Source organism: Pseudobacillus sp. 179-B 2D1 NHS, assembly GCF_045370945.1.
Taxonomy (GTDB): Bacteria; Bacillota; Bacilli; order Bacillales; family Domibacillaceae; genus Pseudobacillus.
Genome location: NZ_JBIQDP010000007.1, coordinates 74,780 through 94,393 on the forward strand (window position 1 = coordinate 74,780; position 19,614 = coordinate 94,393).

At 40.4% G+C, this 19,614-nt stretch carries 19 protein-coding genes; 6 read left to right on the plus strand and 13 right to left on the minus strand.

Features of this window, described 5'->3' with window-relative positions; translation table 11 throughout:
* Positions 1–27 precede the first annotated feature (27 nt).
* Positions 28–405, minus strand: a complete 378-nt coding sequence (locus ACH0BF_RS09165) for a UPF0738 family protein (RefSeq protein WP_340855920.1) — start codon at positions 403–405, stop codon at positions 28–30.
* 256 nt (positions 406–661) lie between these two features.
* On the opposite strand from ACH0BF_RS09165, the gene ACH0BF_RS09170 reads away from it, so the two are divergent.
* The 5 genes from ACH0BF_RS09170 (at position 662) to ACH0BF_RS09190 (ending at position 3,812) form a co-directional block, all read left to right on the plus strand.
* Positions 662–1,255, plus strand: coding sequence for a CYTH domain-containing protein (locus ACH0BF_RS09170; protein WP_340855922.1), 594 nt, complete (start codon positions 662–664; stop codon positions 1,253–1,255).
* A gap of 10 nt (positions 1,256–1,265) precedes the next feature.
* Positions 1,266–1,925, plus strand: a complete 660-nt coding sequence (locus ACH0BF_RS09175; RefSeq protein ID WP_120036501.1) for a lytic transglycosylase domain-containing protein — start codon at positions 1,266–1,268, stop codon at positions 1,923–1,925.
* A 162-nt stretch (positions 1,926–2,087) separates the two neighbouring features.
* Positions 2,088–2,486, plus strand: coding sequence for a globin domain-containing protein (locus ACH0BF_RS09180; RefSeq protein ID WP_120036500.1), 399 nt, complete (start codon positions 2,088–2,090; stop codon positions 2,484–2,486).
* A 23-nt stretch (positions 2,487–2,509) separates the two neighbouring features.
* On the plus strand, positions 2,510–3,328 hold the full coding sequence (locus ACH0BF_RS09185) for a ClpXP adapter SpxH family protein (RefSeq protein ID WP_120038145.1): 819 nt from the start codon (positions 2,510–2,512) through the stop codon (positions 3,326–3,328).
* Between the two features lie 322 nt (positions 3,329–3,650).
* Positions 3,651–3,812, plus strand: a complete 162-nt coding sequence (locus ACH0BF_RS09190; protein ID WP_182917102.1) for a hypothetical protein — start codon at positions 3,651–3,653, stop codon at positions 3,810–3,812.
* Between the two features lie 49 nt (positions 3,813–3,861).
* Here ACH0BF_RS09190 and pepF read toward each other — a convergent pair whose 3' ends face one another.
* The 12 genes from pepF to ACH0BF_RS09250 all read right to left on the minus strand — a co-directional run bounded on the left by pepF (position 3,862) and on the right by ACH0BF_RS09250 (position 17,901).
* Positions 3,862–5,679: an oligoendopeptidase F gene (gene pepF / locus ACH0BF_RS09195; protein ID WP_120036499.1), complete on the minus strand. Its 1,818-nt coding sequence runs from the start codon at positions 5,677–5,679 to the stop codon at positions 3,862–3,864.
* 64 nt (positions 5,680–5,743) lie between these two features.
* Positions 5,744–6,889 (minus strand): competence protein CoiA, encoded by a 1,146-nt coding sequence (locus ACH0BF_RS09200; RefSeq protein ID WP_340855926.1) that lies wholly within the window; start codon positions 6,887–6,889, stop codon positions 5,744–5,746.
* Between the two features lie 129 nt (positions 6,890–7,018).
* The gene (gene cls / locus ACH0BF_RS09205) at positions 7,019–8,533 is read right to left on the minus strand and encodes a cardiolipin synthase (protein ID WP_340855928.1); all 1,515 of its coding nucleotides are present in this window, start codon (positions 8,531–8,533) and stop codon (positions 7,019–7,021) included.
* A 137-nt stretch (positions 8,534–8,670) separates the two neighbouring features.
* Positions 8,671–9,330 (minus strand): adaptor protein MecA, encoded by a 660-nt coding sequence (gene mecA / locus ACH0BF_RS09210; protein ID WP_120036496.1) that lies wholly within the window; start codon positions 9,328–9,330, stop codon positions 8,671–8,673.
* A gap of 243 nt (positions 9,331–9,573) precedes the next feature.
* Entirely contained in the window at positions 9,574–9,969 is a 396-nt protein-coding gene (spxA, locus tag ACH0BF_RS09215; protein WP_041099230.1) for a transcriptional regulator SpxA, read from the minus strand.
* A gap of 370 nt (positions 9,970–10,339) precedes the next feature.
* Positions 10,340–10,915 carry a GNAT family N-acetyltransferase gene (locus ACH0BF_RS09220; RefSeq protein ID WP_120036495.1) on the minus strand — a complete coding sequence of 192 codons (576 nt, stop codon included), beginning with the start codon at positions 10,913–10,915 and terminating at the stop codon, positions 10,340–10,342.
* Complete coding sequence (locus ACH0BF_RS09225; protein WP_340855937.1) at positions 10,916–12,124, minus strand: putative glycoside hydrolase; 1,209 nt, start codon at positions 12,122–12,124, stop codon at positions 10,916–10,918. It lies immediately after the preceding gene.
* Positions 12,125–12,296: 172 nt separating this feature from the next.
* On the minus strand, positions 12,297–13,226 hold the full coding sequence (locus ACH0BF_RS09230) for an ABC transporter ATP-binding protein (RefSeq protein ID WP_340855939.1): 930 nt from the start codon (positions 13,224–13,226) through the stop codon (positions 12,297–12,299).
* 2 nt (positions 13,227–13,228) lie between these two features.
* The gene (locus ACH0BF_RS09235) at positions 13,229–14,293 is read right to left on the minus strand and encodes an ABC transporter ATP-binding protein (RefSeq protein ID WP_340855941.1); all 1,065 of its coding nucleotides are present in this window, start codon (positions 14,291–14,293) and stop codon (positions 13,229–13,231) included.
* Positions 14,294–14,306: 13 nt separating this feature from the next.
* Complete coding sequence (locus ACH0BF_RS09240; protein WP_340856464.1) at positions 14,307–15,221, minus strand: ABC transporter permease; 915 nt, start codon at positions 15,219–15,221, stop codon at positions 14,307–14,309.
* A gap of 15 nt (positions 15,222–15,236) precedes the next feature.
* On the minus strand, positions 15,237–16,172 hold the full coding sequence (locus ACH0BF_RS09245) for an ABC transporter permease (protein ID WP_406909313.1): 936 nt from the start codon (positions 16,170–16,172) through the stop codon (positions 15,237–15,239).
* Between the two features lie 85 nt (positions 16,173–16,257).
* Entirely contained in the window at positions 16,258–17,901 is a 1,644-nt protein-coding gene (locus ACH0BF_RS09250; protein ID WP_340855945.1) for a peptide ABC transporter substrate-binding protein, read from the minus strand.
* A 685-nt stretch (positions 17,902–18,586) separates the two neighbouring features.
* Between ACH0BF_RS09250 and trpS the strand changes: the two genes are divergently transcribed.
* Positions 18,587–19,579: a tryptophan--tRNA ligase gene (trpS, locus tag ACH0BF_RS09255; RefSeq protein WP_142927240.1), complete on the plus strand. Its 993-nt coding sequence runs from the start codon at positions 18,587–18,589 to the stop codon at positions 19,577–19,579.
* Positions 19,580–19,614 lie beyond the last annotated feature (35 nt).

Below are 19,614 nucleotides of genomic sequence, written 5' to 3' on the forward strand. Positions count from 1 at the left end.
TTTTCTTCCCTCTCAGACATAGCTGCATTATTGATGATGTAAAAAGACAGCCTCTACCTTCTTCACCATTTCTTCTCCATAATTGCTGTTGCCTTCGATATTGTTAATTAAATAAATAAGCTCTTCTTTCCAGCCAGTCAGTTCGAGAGTGGTGTCTTCGCCTGCTGCAAAGAGACAGGCTTCTTCTTTTAACGCTTTCTCCAAATCTCCCCATGCTGTTTCATGTATGTATAAATAAATAAATTCATCCTTTTCTTCTGCTAAATAAACAAAAGCCATTTGATCGGAATCGACGATCATTTGCCCTGCTGCTTTAATACCCTCCATCTTTACAGGTGAGTCTGCATGCAGTTCAATCCCATCGCCATTCCATTGTGCTTTCGTGAAATGAATTGTTTTTCTCATTCTCTCTTTCCCCTCTCCATGCCTGCTATGTTAAACTTTAAAAGCGGAAGCGCCTGATCTGCCGCAATAGGCCACTGATCTAAAAAGCAAAAGGCGGGTAAACACCATTCTGCTACGCAGGTGGAACAGCCTCATTGCCTTGCGGTACCTGCAGACAGGCTTTAATAAAAACTCATTTCATATTTTAACACATCTGTCCATTTCAAATACAGAACTATGGATATACGAAACTAAATTAGGGAAAGAGGAAAAAAGCATGAGTCAGGAATTAGAAATCGAGTTTAAGAACATGGTAAGTGAAACAACTTTTAAGCGTCTAATGGATGCCTTTCAACTGCAGCCGGCAGATTTTCACATCCAACACAATCATTACTTTGATACAGAAGACTTTCTTTTAAAACAGGCGGGTTGTGCTCTGCGTATCCGTGAGAAAAATGAAGCCTTTGAGTTAACTTTGAAGGAGCCGGCAACGGGTGGCCTTCTCGAAACCAATGAAACACTTTCCCGTTCAGAGGCAGAGATGCTTTTAGCAGGCGGGGCTTTTCCTGATGGAGCAGTAAAAAGAGCCCTTCAATACTTAATAACCGATTTAACTAAGTTAAAACCTTTTGGGACATTATCTACAAAAAGGGCAGAAGTGGTGCATGAAAGCGGACTGCTCGTTTTTGATCATAGCTTTTATTTAGGATGCGAGGATTATGAAATTGAATACGAGGCAGCAGAGAGACAAAGCGGAGAAGAAACCTTTAATAATTTCTTAAAAAATTATCAAATTCCTTTAAAGCAAGCCGATAATAAAGTAAGAAGATTTTATAAAGAAAAGTTACGCCAGACAGCTGGTGATCAATAAGGAGCGAACGATGAGCAGCAACCCATTCCAAACTATGTTTGCCACAGGCATTATGCAAAGTATGTCTACGTACCCGAACACCACGACCTCTGTCACAACAGCTCCGAGCCAAATATTTGGTGCTGTTCTGCAACAGGCTTTAATGCAGGGGCTTGAACTTGTCGGTGGAGGATCTGTCGCTGATTCTTTGGAAAACACAGATACCGACACTTCCTCCCCTTCAGCTTTGCCGTCCGCGCTGCTTCCAACAAAACCAGGAGCGGACTTGTTAAAGAACATCAACACAACAGTAAAGACGGATTTTGATGATATTATTACCCGAGCTGCCGAAAAATACAACATACCGAAAAAGCTTATCCAGGCAGTTATTCGCCAGGAATCGAATTTTAATCCGAATGCGAGAAGCTACGTTGGTGCAGCTGGCTTGATGCAATTAATGCCGGCGACTGCGCGTGGACTCGGTGTGAAGAACGTTTATGACCCTGAACAAAATATATTCGGCGGCACAAAATATCTCCGGCAAATGCTTGACCAATTTAACGGAAACATTAAGCTGGCACTTGCTGCCTATAATGCCGGAGCAGGCAATGTCAAGAAGTACGGCGGCATACCGCCATTCAAAGAAACACAAAATTATGTTCAAAAAATTACTTCCCATTATTATGCCTAATGCCCGTATGTTAAACAGACCGTTGAATGGTCTGTTTTCTTTTATACCGGGACCATATTCCTGCGCAAGCTTGTAAAAAATAGGCATAAGCACTTTGTTTGTGTTATAACAGTCCCCTTGATAAAATAAATTTAGACTACAAGGAAAAAAGGAGTTATTGGTATGGGCGAAAAATCAATAGCACCATTTGAATACATCGGTGAAAAGAAGCTTTCAGAACTAGTTGACACGTTTTACTTAAAGGTTAGTCAGCATCCTGATTTATTCCCAATTTTCCCTGACGACTTAACTGAAACAGCCCGCAAGCAAAAGCAATTTCTTACTCAATATTTGGGCGGGCCTCCTTTATATACCGAAGAACATGGCCACCCGATGCTTCGAGCTCGTCATATGCCTTTTCCGATCACTCCGAAACGTGCCCGCGCCTGGCTTTCCTGCATGCAGGAAGCGATGGACGAAGTGGAGCTTCACGGTGATTTACGGGACTTCCTTTATCATCGGCTTGAGTTAACGGCAAATCATATGGTTAATCAGCCGGAAGGACCGGGTGAAAACTATTGAAACCATCATTACTGCTTAACCGGATGTGTTCCACTCAGCAAAAGCCGCTGGAGATCTATTTATTTGTTGATCCGCTCTGTGCGGAATGCTGGGCACTTGAGCCATTTATCCGAAAATTATATATCGAATATGGTCGTTATTTCCGTTTGAAGCAAGTACTAACCGGGAATCTTGCAGCGCTGAATCTCCCGGAGTCTAAGGTTCGCAATTGGGAAGCAACTGCTGCTAGAACTGGCATGTCATGTGATGGTGCTCTATGGATGGATCAGTCTATGTCCTCCCCTTTTCTTGCTTCTGTTGCTATTAAAGCTGCAGAACTGCAAGGTCGCAGAGCAGGAAGCCGCTTTTTAAGAAAGCTGCAGGAAGTACTATTTATTGAAAAACAAAATGTTTCTGATCTGGCGGTCCTAACCGATTGTGCAGAGGAAGCTGGACTGGACAAGGCAGAATTCTTGAACGACGTTCACTCTTCCAGTGCAGCCAAAGCCTTTCAATGCGATTTAAAGATCGCTGCCGAGATGGAAGTAACAGAAACACCAACGCTTGTTTTCTTCAATGAAAACATTGAAGAAGAAGGCATCAAGATTACCGGACTCTATTCTTATGATATTTATGTGCAGATTATTGAAGAAATGCTTGATGAAATACCAGAACCGCAAGAGCCACCTTCTCTTGAAGATTTTCTAAAACAATTTCGGTTCACAGCTTCAAAGGAAATTAGTACGGTGTACAATTGGACAGAACGAGAAGTTGAAAAAGAGATGAAAAAGCTTCTTCTTCAACGAAAGGTCCGTAAAGTACCAGTAAAGTTTGGCTCGATATGGGAATTTATTGATGAATGATGGTGCTGGAAGCTCGTTCCAGCATTTTTTCGATAAACAGCCTCGTCTCAAAGGCTGTTTTTTTATTTGAAATAAAACAGCAAAAAAGAAAAGGCCTTGTATAATTACAAGGCCTTTTCTCACGAACAAAGGGGATGGGAGAAATTTTTCACGGTCAAACAAAGGGGTATATGTTTGTATGTGATCAACTTCACGTTTTTCATCTTATCATGCATAAACCCTTAAAAACAAGTGTTTGTGCTTAATTTCACACATTTGTCATAACAATGGAATAGAAAGCGTAAACTAACATATAATGGTACTTGCTGCAGGAGGTCTTTCTATGAAATGGGTTGCCTTTTGGTTTTATGTTTCACTTATAGCCGCTGCCTTTTTCTTTAATTTACTCGGTCTGCTGAACTTATACCCATTGTATGTAACAGCACCAGCTTTATTCTTTGTTTTATTTATTCCCGTATACGTTATGAATCGCCAAAAAAGATGAACACGAAAAAGAAAGAGAGTACCCGGACGTCCGGACACTCTCTTTCTTTTTATGACAGCAATTGCTCCATTTCATTTAATTTCTCTTCAAACACTTTGCAAGCTTCTTCAATTGGTTGAGCAGTGGTCATATCGACTCCTGCTTTCTTTAATACTTCGATTGGATAATCAGAGCTGCCTGCTTTTAAGAACTCGTTAATATAACGGTCTACCGCCGGCTGGCCTTCCTCTAAAATTTGTTTGCTGAGCGCTGTCGCTGCACTAAAGCCCGTTGCATACTGATACACATAGTAATTGTAATAAAAATGTGGAATGCGCGCCCACTCAAGGCCGATCTCTTCGTCAATAACCATGCCGCTGCCAAAATATTTTTTATTTAGCTCATAGTATTCCTTCGTTAAAGAATCCGCTGTCAGCGCTTCTCCGTTTTGAGCCTTCATGTGAATCAGGTGCTCGAATTCAGCAAACATGGTTTGACGGAAAACGGTACCGCGGAACCCTTCAAGATAATGATTCAAAATATAAAGCCGTTTCTTCTCATCATCTAGATTTTTAAGCATATAGTCATTCAGCAGTGCTTCATTGCACGTAGAAGCCACTTCTGCCACAAAGATGGAGTAGTTGCCATATACGTAAGGCTGGGATTCTCTCGTGAAATAACTGTGCATGCTGTGGCCAAATTCATGAACTAATGTAAATAGATTGTTCACATTGTCCTGCCAATTCATCAAAATATACGGATTGGTTCCGTACGCACCAGAAGAATACGCCCCGCTGCGCTTCCCTTTATTTTCAACCACATCGACCCAGCGGTTCTCTAGGCCACTTTTCAAGATCCGGCTGTATTCTTCTCCCATTGGAGCCAATCCATTGATCATATACTCTTTCGCTTCATCATAAGTCACTTTCATCTTTACATCTTTTACGAGCGGAGTATATAAATCATACATATGAAGCTCATCAACACCAAGCACTTTTTTTCGGAGTTCCACGTAACGGTGGAGCAAATGCAAATTGTCATTTACTGTGTTAACAAGGTTATCATACACCGCTTCCGGAATATTATTGCCTGCCAATGCGGCTTCTCGCGCATTGTTATAATGCCGCACACGCGCATAAAAATTATCCTTTTTCACTTGGCTGCTAAGCGTGCTTGCAAACGTATTTTTGAAGTTCCCATATGTTTTATAGACCGCTTTAAATGCTTCTTCTCTTACACGGCGGTCACTGGATTCCAGAAATTGAATATAACGGCCATGCGTAATTTGGACGTCATCCCCTTCTTCATCCTTAATGACCGGAAATTCAAGATCGGCGTTATTCAGCATGCCAAAAGTATTGCTGGCAGCAGCTGTGACTTCTGATACTTGAGCTAATAAATTCTCCTCCGCCGCCGATAATACGTGCGGACGCTGTAAATTGATTTCTTCAATCGCCTGTTTGTACACCTTTAACCCTTCATAGCTACCTATGAATTGCTTTAACTTTTCTTCATCAATCGCTAAGATTTCAGGCGTTGCATATGAAAGAGCACTTCCAATTTGGGTGTATAAATTTTTCGCGCGATCGTCCATTCCCTGATAGTGAGAATTTGTTGTATCTTGATCATAGCGCATATGAGAGTATGTATACAGTTTGCCCATGCGCTCTAATAACTCATCTTGATAAGTGAAAAAACGATAAAGATTTTCTGCACTTTCTCCGAGTGTTCCCCGATAGGTTTGTGCTTGTTCTGACAGTTTCTTAACCTGCTCAAATTCCTGCTCCCATTGCTGGTCATCTTCAAAGATATCTTCGAGCCGCCATGTTAGCTCTTCCTGTACACTATCCCTTGCCGGAAGCTGCTTTACTGCTTGTTCGTTCGTCATCTTTAACCCCTCCAGTTTCCATAATTTCTCTTCCTCTTAATCATATTATTGTATGCCGAAAAACTCAAAAAATAAGCCGGGGGATGATAAACTCTTCAAAATCATTTATAAAAATTTTTTCTCTCTCTGTCCGTTCAAATACTGTGCGATTTACTCGTTTATTCTCCGTTCCCACCGCTTGCCAAAGGGATAAATATTCCGTCATAAGACAGAGAATTCCCGGTGATGGACACAATGGAAAAGTATTCATCTGCAGCTCTCCCCGCTCTATCCTCTTCTCAATCACCGCTACTGCTTCTTCTGCTACTGCGTTCTTTTTAGAGACCAACAAATCGTTCCATAAATAAAATTGCCATTCAATCGGATGATTTTTAATAAGTGCCATAAATCGAACCGGCATTCCTATACAAAGGGGCAACAAGGACGGGTGATGACTTGTTTTATATACTGCGCTGAAAAATGAATCATATAACCCTTGTTTAAAATATAGTTGTTTTTGCAGCCAGCAATCTCTTTGGCGAAACCAGTCGGACAGGGAAAAAACAGCAAGTGTATGAGCTTTAGTAAATGTTGGGGGATAGGATAAAGAATAGAGCGGTATTATTTGGACAGAAGCTGAATAAAGAGACGGGGACATTGGAGTAAGTTGAGAATAGAGAATGAAGTGCTGGCGATCTGGACAGTAGGCCAGAAACCAAAAGCCAAAATGCGGAGAATACCGAAAAAAGAGGCGATGAAAGGCGGAGATTTGATAAAGTCGATTCTGTCTCTTAACCGGCGGGCCTCCATATATCCAGAACGGAACAATGTCATTTTCTTCATATCCCTTTGTTCTTTTGGCAAACAGAGTAGCCGAAAGAGGAGAACATTGATATTCGATCGCTACTTTTCCTTCTACGAGTAAATCAGGGCGCTGGGCCATTTCTGGCAAATAGGCCTCCAGCTCTGTTTTATGAGTGCGACTGATCCATTTGTATAAATCAGCTTTCCCCTTCAAATGGCGGTCGGATTCTCCTTCAGAAAACGACGCGCATGCACGCAATGACTGATGAGCAAAATGGGGCATCTTTATAGCCCCTGCCTTCAAAACCACTGGCTGTCGGCAAGAGGGACAAAAGTAAGAAGAATCGCGGATTTTCCGAATCACTGATTCTTCAAGGCGGCTTTCCAGGCTGATCACCTGACCGAATTGATTAATAGCCACTAGCATAAATTGACACTCCTTTCCTCCTTACCTTTATTCGCCCTCTTTCTTCCCGTTCCTTCCGAAAATGGAAGGAAGTTATATTTCCCTGCCTCTTCCCCATTCACAAAAAGAGCAAAGCCTTAGGCTTTGCTCTTACAATAATGGCGATAGGAGCCTCGATGTTGATTCAATGAGACGATAACCAAGGTGACGCCCATTAAAGTCATCCAAGTTGATTTCATCAGAGGCATGAATATCGTTGATGTATTCCCTCACGAGTGATTCGATGCTGTGAGTGTGGTACAGGAAAGCATTCACCTCAAAGTTCAAATGGAAACTCCTCATGTCCATATTTGATGTACCGATGGAAGCTATCTCGCCATCCACGATAATAAATTTACTATGCATGAATCCTTCCCTATATTCGAAAATGCGCGCCCCGGCTTCAAGCAATTCCGGGAAATAGGAACGAGAGGCATGAAAGACGATCCGCTTGTCAGGGTGCTTTGGCACTAATAAGCGGACATCTATCCCGCTTAAAGCAGCAATTTTTAATGCTGAAAAAATATCTTCATCCGGGATGAAATAAGGGCTAGCAATCCAAACAAACTCCTGTGCCGATGTAATCATGGAAAAGAAAACATTTTTAATGACGCTCCACTCATTATCTGGGCCTCCAGCGATCATTTGGACTCCCCCTGTTCTCCGTACCTTTTTCTCCGGTTCAGGTGTTAAATATCCTGGTGTAATGAAGCTGTCATTCGTCATGTAATACCAGTCCTGAAGGAAAATTAACTGCAGCGAACGGACCGCTTCTCCACGTACGTATAAATGAGTATCGCGCCAAAATCCAAACTGGGGATCTTTCCCTAAATATTCATCACCGATATTTAAACCACCGACAAATCCCACTTTGCCATCAATAACAATGATCTTACGATGATTGCGGAAGTTGAACTTGCTGTTTAGAAGCGGCATTTTTACTGGACCAAAGGCCACCATTTCAATGCCAGCTTCCCGCAATTCCTCAATATAGGCTTTCGACAGCCTCCAGGAACCCACCGCATCGTATAAAAAGCGGACCTTTACACCATCTTTAGCTTTAGCAATCAGCACATCCTTAATTTCGTTGCCAATGCCGTCTGCGCGTACGATATAGTACTCCATGTGAATATGATGACGGGCTTTTTTCAATTCTCTCAGAATGGAATCATATGTTTCCTCGCCATTTGTCAATAATTCGGTTTCAGTGTGAAAAGAGATCTCCATATTGCCGAGCCTTTCCGCTAGGGCATACACTTTATGCTCTCCATACTTCTGGAAATGCTGCCTTAAATCTTCCGGTGTATGGGTAAAGTTGTATTGTTGATATGTTTCTTTATCCAGAATATATTTTTTCTTAAACATCCGTTCTTTCCGGTAGCTTCTGCCAAATAATAAGTAAAAAATAAATCCAAAAAGCGGAAAAGCACCTAACACGACAAGCCATGTAACTGTTTGCGTCGGGTGCCTGTTTTCAAAAAAGATTAAAAAGCTAATGACAATTACAGAAAGTGTTAACGCCACGCTCGTATATTTCAATAGCCCGTTCATATAGTGATCCGCCCACAATATATAGAGCACAATCACAGCTAACACAAAACCGGCTACTTTTATCGTATGTTTCATTCGTTTTCTCCTGCCCCTTCTACTCCTGTTGCTCATTTCCTGCTATTATACCCTTTTTTCCCAAAGAAACGCCCGCTCTTCTTTTTATTTATTCATAAAAAAAGCGCTGATTTCCAAAGAAATCCGCGCTGGCTTTATTAATTGAAATATTTGCGAACAGTTTCAAATACATCGCTTTCCATCACGCATGTTCCATATTCCTGAAGGCGATGGACGGTCACTCCTGATTCATCTGTATATTCTAGCAACAGGCTTAATGTATTTTCCACTTTTTCCTCATCCAGAGTCCCCTCTGGAAATTCCACAAATAAATAGTATTTATTATTGTAGGCATACAATTGTGTTGACAGCTCATCTAGATCTGTCCGCTTGCTTAATTGTATGAGATCCTCAAAATCATTAAATGAAAGCATAAATTCCAGCATAGGCTCTTTCGCTTCGGCATCTTCATTTGCCTGAAAATGTTCATCGAGCAGTTCTTCCAAACGATCGTCAACTGGGAAATCCCGGTACTTATCTCCGGGAAGCGGCAGCTCAATTCGTTGACCATCCTTCGTTAGATTCGCTTGTGTTACCAATATTTCGAGCCCCTTGTCTAAGGCTTGAACTTGAATCCATAGCGGTCCATCGACTGTAAAGTCTTCTTCATCATGTATTTCTTCCATCATGTCCCAAAAAAGTTCTTCACTTCTCTCGCGATTATACCAAATTTCCTCGCGATCAAAGCCTCTTTCCTCTATATCCAAGTATGAAATGTAAAACTTAACTGTGTTGTCGTTAATACGTTCAATTTCCATAACTACCTCTCCCTTCCGTCTAAGGGTACCTGAGGACGACTCCCCTTATTATTAGGCATTGCCCCAAATAGCTTGATGATATACATCTACCTGATTCTATTGTATGCTAAACGCAAAGCAAATGAAAATATAATGATTCTAAAATAAAAAGAGTGTCTCGCTATTCTATCTGAATTTTGTAAAAATTACAACCCGGAAATAAAAATAAAAACCCCCATACTTCCGGTATGAAGGTTCTCTTCTTTAGTTGACGAGCCGTTGCGCTTCCTTCAATTGGAATGTACGCACTTTTCTTGGCAAGAATCGGCGAATTTCATCCTCGTTATAGCCTACTTGTAATCGTTTCTCATCCAGAATAATCGGACGGCGAAGCAGCCCTGGATTAGATTGGATCAGCTCGAATAAATTTTGTAGAGGCAGCGCCTCAAGATCTACATTTAACTTTTGAAAGATCTTTGAGCGTGTGGAAATGATTTCATCCGTGCCATCTTCTGTCATTCGTAATATCTCTTTAATTTCTTCGATGCTCAAAGGCTCGGAAAAAATATTTCTTTCAACGTATGGAATTTCGTGTTCTTCTAACCATGCTTTTGCTTTGCGGCAGGAAGTACAACTTGGTGAAGTATATAAAGTAACCATTCCTCAAACACACTCCTTAAAGATTAAAATATAATACCTGTTCTTTCATGAGGAATCTCCATTCATGAAGCAGTCGATTTGAATAATTTCAAATGCCCGGCTACAATATATATTATACATGATGGAACAGCTCATGAATACAGTTTTCATTACATTGTAATAATAATTACAAATTTTTTTCATTTCTTCTTTATTTAAAAATAATAGACATACTTCTTATTTTTACCCTTTCTTTTTCCCCTTTAAACCACTTATAAATGTTTTACTAAACAAGCAAAACAAGATCCCAAACGACCAGTTTCCCTCTAATCACTAGCGGATACCATGCAATCTGACAGTAACTGGCCTTCTATTTGGGACCTACCTCTCGTTATGTTAATTCCTTTAGTATATCTTCGTCTCTCGTTTCATCCCTGGATAAAACCTCTTGAACAGGATCAAATGGTTCTCCATACAATTCTTCATCTTTATACTTATGGATGAGCCGATACGTTTTTTTCATGCTTTCATAGATCTTTTCCTCTGTTTCATCCTTTGATGTCCAATAAAGAATTTCCATATCGTTTACTTCATTAGTAGCGAGGGAACGACGGGAGTAACCGATGGTTGAAGCATGATTGAATCCCTCTCTCGCATAAAAACGCAAGCGCTTCTCACTGTCTGTATCTTCGTAGTTAACCGGTTCCACCTCTAAGATGATCGCTTTCCCTTTTGCTTTTAGCTTGTCGATTAGCTTATGGCCAAGCCCCTGTCCGCGGGCATTCTTTGATACAAATAAATAATCAACAAATATAAAATCATCGAATTCCACATAAATAAGCACATGATTAGGGCCTTCATCTTTATGATAAATATCGCTTTGCTCTTCTAAAAGTAATTCGATGTGTTCTCTTGATTTCATTTCTTCAATCGGAAAATATTGATTTAGCTTTTCATACCAATGCATTTAATCTTCCTTTCTTTTTAAGGGTGTATAATCCACATCCTGCGTATACTTATTGCTAGCATTCCACAATAAAAATTCATTTATGCCATTTTCATTTAACGCGCGAATTTGTGCTTCTACCTCAGCCTTGCCGTAAGGACGATAATTGCCGGTTCCAAGCCAAGAAGCTGTAAAGTCTTGCAGCCACGGTCTCGAAAGCGGTGGAGTTTTCAACTCCTTCAGCTTCTTGTTCTCCACCTTAACATATTCTGTAATTAATTTGTAGGGTTCCGTGTCGGGTTTGGCAATCCCAAAATAAGAGGTCCAATGACTAGGGTAGACCATTGAAGAAATCACATCCACGTTCTCGGCAATTTTTGAAAAGTTTTGCCCAATTCCAGGAGCTTCCGGCAGCGTAGCGGAATAACCGAAAATATCGACAGACACTTTTACTCCATAAGGCCTTAGTTTTTCTCGCGCATAATGAACAAAGTCTGTTACCGCCTGTACCCGTCGATGAACAGCATCTTCTTTTGAGTTTGCATATTCACCGAGATTGTAAATGAGCTGCTTATCCCGTTTCTCAAATCCCTCTGGAAAGCGAACATAATCGAATTGCACTTCTTGGAAACCCATTTTTGCTGCCTCAATGGCTATGCCTACGTTGTAGTCCCATACTTCTTTCATAAATGGATTGACGAAAGATTCCCCACCGCCATTTGACCATACCTTCCCATTTTCAGTAAAAGACCATTCCGGCTTGGCTTTTGCCAGGTTAGTATCCTTAAAAACAACCACGCGTGCAATCGGATATACTTGCTTTTCCTCCATTTTCTCCAGCAGCATTCTCGTATCTTTAATAAACGGCTGGCTGATTCCTTCATATGGAGAGTCACGCTTCGGTTTGTATGTAAGATTTCCATGATCGTCCTTTATGTCAATGACCATTGCATTTAATTCCGTTGCTTCCACCATTTTGAGAAGCTTATCAAACCGAGCCCCTCCTGCTGAGTGACCAGTCACATAAATCCCCCGAACTGCATCCGGATAAGTAAAGTGCAAATCAGACCTGCTTTGGAAGCGCGCCACTTTGCTTGGAACTTCTTTGTTTAAGGATGGTATGGGCCGTTCTTTAAAATTCACTTCTTCCTGTGCTGTGCCAGTTGCTCCAGGAAGAAGAAGCATTCCAATTAGAAGAACAGCTGTTCCTATCTTTTTCCATCTCTCCATACCTATTCCTCCCTCCTATCCTTTTTTCACCAGTCTCGTTATCTTTTATCCTCTTACACTTACTTTAAACAGAAAATCTACAACTACTTAAATATTGTTAGTCATTGATTCAAAAAAATGAGGCCCTCTGCAAGCCAGCCATAGATAGACTGGGCAGAGGGCCCATTTTCTTTTAATAATTTGCCTTGTATTGTTTAAACTCTTTTTCAGAGCAGTATACCCAATGCTCCGGTGCTATCTCTCTCATTCTTACTTCTTCACCGGCAGCATAATTATGAACCGCTGGGTCGTATGTTTTTCGTGTACGATTTCTTTCATAGTCCGGATCCGGAAGTGGAATAGCCGAAAGCAGAGACTGTGTGTACGGATGAAGCGGCTTTTCATACAGCACATTGCTTGGTGCGAGTTCCACCAGCTTTCCAAAATACATGACACCGATACGATCACTGATGTACTTTACCATTGACAGATCATGTGCAATAAATAAGTATGTCAAACCTTTTTCTTTTTGCAGCTTCTGCATCAAGTTCACAACTTGCGCTTGAATCGATACGTCCAGCGCTGAAATCGGCTCATCTGCAATGATAAAGTCCGGCTCTACCGCAAGGGCACGTGCAATCCCAAGACGCTGGCGCTGGCCGCCAGAAAACTCGTGCGGGTAGCGATTGGCATGCTCGCGGTTCAAGCCGACCGTCTCCAGCAAACTATATACTTTATCCATTCGCTCTTTTTTTGTTTTTGCCAAACCATGAATATCGATTCCTTCTGCAATAATATCCGCTACCTTCATACGCGGGTTAAGTGACGCATAAGGGTCTTGGAAGATCATTTGCATCTTACGGTTGAATTCTTTTAAATCTCTTTTCGACTTCTTGCCGTGCACATCTTTTCCATTAAATAATACCTGTCCCCCAGTAGCATCATATAAGCGAATAATTGTCCGCCCAGTTGTTGACTTCCCGCATCCTGATTCCCCTACTAATCCGAGTGTTTCTCCGCGGTAAATATCAAAGGATACATCATCTACTGCTCGCACTTCATTAGGAAATCCGATATTAAAATACTGCTTTAATCCTTTGACTTCAATTAATTTCTCTTTCATTACTAAACCCCCCTTACCATAACCGGCTTCTCAAACGTTCCCGCTAATTTCTTTCTAATTTTAAGGACTGCTTCAGGAGGGTCCACTCTTGGAGCGTCAGGATGCAGAAGCCAAGTTTTTGCAAAATGTGTAGGTGATACCTGAAACATTGGTGGTTCCTCTTCATAATCAATCTGCAGAGCGTAAGGATTTCTCGGAGCAAATGCATCGCCCTTTGGAGGATTCGTTAAATCAGGCGGCGTTCCCGGAATCGCTTCCAATTGTCCGTCATCTACAGTCTCCAGACTAGGCATAGAAGCCATCAGTCCCCATGTATATGGATGGCGGGGATCGTAAAAGATCTCATCCACTGTACCAATCTCTACAATCTGTCCAGCATACATAACCGCTACCCGGTCTGCTACATTAGCCACTACGCCTAAATCATGAGTAATAAAAATAATGGAAGACCCAACTTCTTTTTTAATGTTCTTCATCAGCTCTAGTATTTGAGCTTGGATGGTTACATCAAGTGCTGTTGTGGGCTCATCGGCAATCAGTAGTTTGGGATTAGCCGCCAGCGCAATCGCGATCATTACCCTCTGCCTCATCCCGCCGGAAAATTGATGGGGATATTGTCTAACCCGTTCTTCAGCTTTCGGGATGCCAACAAGCTTTAATAATTCAATCGCTTGTTTATTGGCTGCTTCCTTGCTCACATTGTTATGCTTCAAGATTACCTCTGTAATTTGGGCTCCTACCCTCATCGTAGGATTTAAAGAGGTCATTGGATCCTGAAAAATCATGCTAATATCTTGTCCGAGTATTTTTTCCATCTGTTTAGAAGTTTTAGGAACCAAATCTTCTCCTTCCAGAAGAATTTGTCCGTTTTTAATTTCACCGGGAGGCATAGGTATAAGCTTCATAATTGCCTGTGTCGTTACACTTTTTCCTGACCCAGATTCACCAACGATTGCCAGTGTTTCTCCCTTGTTCACATCAAAACTGATACCTCTCACAGCATGCACATAACCACCATAAGTCTGAAATCCGACCTCTAAGTTTTTAACTTCCAATAACTTTTCCATCGTATACGTCCTCCTATTTTCTTAACCGTGGATCAAGCGCATCTCGTAAGCCGTCCCCAATCACGTTAAAAGCAAAGATTGTTAAACAAATGAATGTTGCCGGGAAAAATAATCTCCACGGGAAGTACTCAAGAGCCGGCAATCCATCGGAAGCCATTGTTCCCCAGCTTGCTAAAGGAGGATTTAAACCTAAACCAAGAAAGCTTAAAAATGCTTCTGTAAATATAGCGGTAGGAATAGTCAGAGTAAGGGTAACAAGGATAGGCCCCATCGAGTTAGGGATTAAATGTTTGAATAAAATTCTTTTTGAATCGGCACCCAGTGTTCTTGAAGCCAATACAAACTCCTGAGTTTTCAACTGCAAAACTTGGCCGCGGACAATCCTAGCCATCCCAATCCAGCCCGTAATAGTCATTGCTAAAATCATCGTACCAAGGCCTTGACCAAGCACTACCATTAAAATAATAATCATAAGAAGGTTCGGAATACCGTACAAAATGTCTGCAATCCGCATCATAATTTCATCTACCCGGCCGCCTTTGTAGCCAGCAATTCCTCCCCAGATAATTCCGATAAGCAAATCGATGAGAGCAGCAGCAATCCCGATAAATAGTGAAATTCTCGCTCCTTCCCATGTACGTGCAAACACATCACGGCCAAGATCATCTGTGCCAAACCAATGTTTCGCAGACGGCGGCTGGTTGGAATTCATCAGATCGTTAGTAGCATAATCATATTTCACAATATGGGGTCCAATGATAGCCATGAGGATTAATACAATCAGAAGGAATGCGCCAAACATGGCCAATTTATTCTTTTTAAAATGAATCCATGCTTCTTTCCAAAAGGACAAACTCGGTTTATCAATTTTTTCGGCGTTATCTATCTGTGATCCGACAACTACAAATTTATTGTTCTTTTCTGGCATCGCGCTCATTTCAGATTAGGCTCCCTTCTTGTGTGCTCTTAGTTTGATTCTTGGGTCAATCATTCCATAGATAATGTCAACAATAAAAATTGATAGAAGCAATAGAATGCTATAAAACACAGTTACACCCATGATGACTGTATAATCGCGGTTTTGAATACTTGTTACAAAGTGTGATCCTAATCCCGGAATACCAAAGATTTTTTCAATGACGAAGCTTCCTGTGATAATTCCTGCAGAAAGTGGGCCAAGATAAGACACTACTGGCATCATCGCATTACGAACTGCGTGTTTAACAGTAATAACTCCACGGCTTAACCCTTTCGCTTTAGCTGTTTTAATATAATCATTAGACAACACCTCAAGCATGGAAGAACGGGTTAGACGGGCAATAAACGCAAGCGGAGTAGTCGCTAAAGCCAGGGCCGGGAGAATTGTGTGAGCAAAAGAATCCCAACGGGCTACAGGAAGTATCTGTAGCTTAATAGCAAAGATATATTGCAAAAGAGCAGCCATAATAAAAGACGGTACTGATATGCCAATGACAGCTAGAATCATTGATGAATAATCTTGCCACTTGTTATGATATAAGGCAGCGAGTACTCCTAACAAAACACCTAAAGCTAGAGCAATAAAGATAGCTTCTATTCCTAGTGCTAACGAAACTGGAAAACCTTCACTAATAATGTCATTGACGGTTTGGCCTTTATATTTAAAAGAAGGGCCAAAATCCCAAGTAGCAATTTTTTTCAAATAATCAAAATACTGAATATACCACGGTTCATTAAGCCCGTAATGAGCAGTTAAGTTGGCTTCTATTTCTGGGGGCAATTGTTTTTCAGAGGTAAATGGGTTTCCCGGAGCAAGCCTCATAAGAAAGAACGTTGCTGTAATGATTACTAATAAGGACAAAAACATGTAGAAGAATCTCTTACCAAAATATTTGATCATTTTGTACACCTCCAAATTATGCATAAAACTCAAAACTCAAGGGTACATGGGAACCTGTCCCACATACCCTTGATTTAGAAATTAATTACTCAAAGTGAGCCCATTTCAGCTGCACGTCGCCTAAACCGGACATAACTACATCTTTTAGGTTCTCTCTCTGTACCCAAGAGTTCGTATAGAAATAGATTGGAGCTACAGGCATTTCATCAATAAAGATCTTCTCAGCATCTTTTAACATTTGAGCACGCTTTTCAGGATCCATTTCTTTTTGTGATTCCACTAAAAGTTTCTTGAATTCTGGATTTTCCCAATTTGTATCGTTGTTTCCGCCTTCTTTCTCACGGAACAATTCAAGGAAGTTAATTGGATCATTAAAGTCTCCTAGCCATCCCATACGTCCAACCATATAGTCTCCAGAGTGAAGTTTTTCAATATAAACAGCCCATTCTTCGTTTCCAAGCTTCGTTTTAACACCTAGTTCCTTCTTCCAAGTATCTTGGATTGCCTGAGCAATTTTTTGGTGAGCTTCATCCGTATTATAAGAAATTGTAATTTCCGGAAGTTCTGAAGCGTCTTTCAAGCCCAATTCTTTTAAACCTTTTTCTAAATATTCTTTTGCAGTTTTAACATCGTGATCTTTGAAATAACCTTTTTCATTTTCTTTAAACATACTAGGAGGTACTGCAGCCATTGCTGGAATCTGGCCACCTTTTGTAATCTTCTCTACAATGGACTTTCTGTCGATCGCATAAGTGAGTGCCTTGCGGATATTCACGTTGTTAAGCGGTTTCATTTCTGTGTTGAACTTATACCAATAAACCCCAGCGATCGGTTCAACGTTTAATAGTTTTTCATCTTTCAAGCTTGACATAGCATCTGTCGGTAAAGAACTGAACGGCATACCTGCCCAGTCAAGTTCTCCCTTTTTAAACATGGAGAGTTCTGTATTTACATCATTAATCATAAACATTTGAATTGTATCAAGCTTTACAGTGTCTTTATCCCAATACTGGTCATTCTTCTTCAAAACAATTTTGTCGCTATGTTCCCATTGGTCCATTACGTATGGTCCATTGGATACATAATCTTCACCAGCGTTTTTATACCAATTCGGATTTTGTTGAGCAACTTTGCTGTTAACAGGTAAGTAAGTATAAAAGGCAGTTAACTCTAGAAAATAAGGCGTAGGGTTTTCTAACGTTACTTGAAGCTTTTTCTCATCTAACGCTTTAACTCCTACCTCATCAATTTTAGCTTTTCCTTCATTGGCAGCTTGGCCATTCTTTAAATAATAAAGTTGGTAAGCATATTGAGATTGATTCTTTGGATCAAGCGCCCATTTCCATGCATATTCAAAATCTTTCGCAGTGACCGGATCACCGTTTGACCATTTGTGATCACGAAGTGTAAATGTATAAACTTTGCCATCCTCTGATACGTCTACTTTTTCAGCTGCTGCATTTTCAGGTTTGTCGTCTTTGTTAATTCTTGTCAGCCCTTCAAAAGTATTTCTTAAGACTGATCCAGACGTACTATCATTTGCTAGGCCTGGATGCATAGAAAATGGCTCGGTTTTAATATTAATTTTTAATTCATTTTTGTTGTCCTCTTTTGCATTTTCTCCAGCTTTGTTACCGCCGCCATTGCCGCTACCGCCGCCACATGCTGCAAGAAACATACTCAGCACAAGCAATAAAGCAAGAAAAAAAGTATAATTTCTTTTCTTCATCTAAATCCCCCTTAATCATTATTTTCTTCCTAATTATTCAGAAGATTTCTTTACTAATTATAAATTTTCTTAATTTTTTTGCAATAATTATTTTTCAATTCCTTTTAAAAAGTATATATTTTCCTAATTGAGTAATTAATCCCCTTCCAATAGCCCTAAATGGCATTTTTTCATTAAATTGAATAATAATTCACTTAGATAAAACGCTTTCATTTATTGGTCATTCCAAACAAATTTTCTATTGTTATTTTTATAGTATAGTTTCATCACTTAAATCTTCTTCTTTTAAACCTGATTCACAGAAAATATGGGGATTATTCCCTTCTCTTTGTATGTTTATTATATAACGAAGGCTAATTGTTTATTTCCCCTTGAAAAGGTGACAGGTGTCACCTGTTGAATTATTATTCATTTTTATGAATTTTATCTCTTTTTACGACTATAAAATCCAATTAACAACAGTTTTGTATTTTTTAAAGCCTCTTCAATTCAATGACAGAAGCTTACAATTTAAGTAGTTATAATTACACTAGTTGTTTTATAAGGGTTTAGAAAAGAAACACTCCATATATTGTTTTTTTTCGCTTTATATTATATCTTCTACTTTTATATGCTCATTCTTTCCTTATCTTGAAAGTTGCAGAGTATTTGTTTATAATTTTGTCAACAAGAAGTGAGGGATTATGTGATGAAAACAATTTTTTCCGGCATCCAGCCGAGCGGTACAATTACTCTTGGCAACTATATTGGTGCTCTCAAACAATTTACTGAACTGCAGGACGATTACAATTGTTACTTCTGTATCGTTGATCAGCATGCCATTACGGTTCCCCAAGACCGTCTAAAGCTGCGTCAAAATATTCGCAGTCTGGCTGCTTTATACATAGCTGTTGGAATCGATCCTAAGAAAGCTACTTTATTCATTCAATCAGAAGTCCCAGCTCATGCTCAAGCTGGCTGGATGCTTCAATGCGTCGCCTATATCGGTGAATTAGAGCGAATGACGCAGTTTAAAGATAAGTCAGCTGGCAAAGAAGCGGTTTCCGCGGGTCTTTTGACTTACCCGCCGCTCATGGCTGCTGACATTTTGCTATACGGAGCTGATTTGGTGCCTGTTGGGGAAGATCAGAAGCAGCATTTAGAGCTGACCAGAGATCTTGCAGAAAGATTTAACCGTAAATACAATGATATCTTTACGATTCCTGAAGTTCGCATCCCTAAATCGGGCGCTCGGGTTATGTCGTTGCAGGATCCAGCGAAGAAAATGAGTAAATCGGATCCGAATGCTAAAGCCTTTATCTCTCTGCTTGACGATCCCAAACAAATTGAAAAGAAAATTAAAAGTGCCGTTACTGATTCGGACGGCATCGTAAAATTTGATAAAGAGTCAAAGCCTGGCCTTTCTAATCTTCTTTCCATTTATTCTGTGCTTGGTGAACTATCTATTGAAGACATTGAAAAGCGCTATGAAGGCAAAGGATATGGTGACTTTAAAGCCGGACTAGCTGAAGTTGTTGTCCGCCATTTAGAACCGATTCAAAAGCGCTATTATGAGCTTCTCGATTCTGAAGAGCTGGACCTCATTCTAGATGAAGGTGCCGCTAAAGCCAATCAAGTAGCTGGAAAAATGCTAAAGAAAATGGAAAATGCCATGGGGCTGGGTAGAAAGAAAAAATAACAAATGCCCGACTTGTCTGGCCGCTCTTTGAAGGC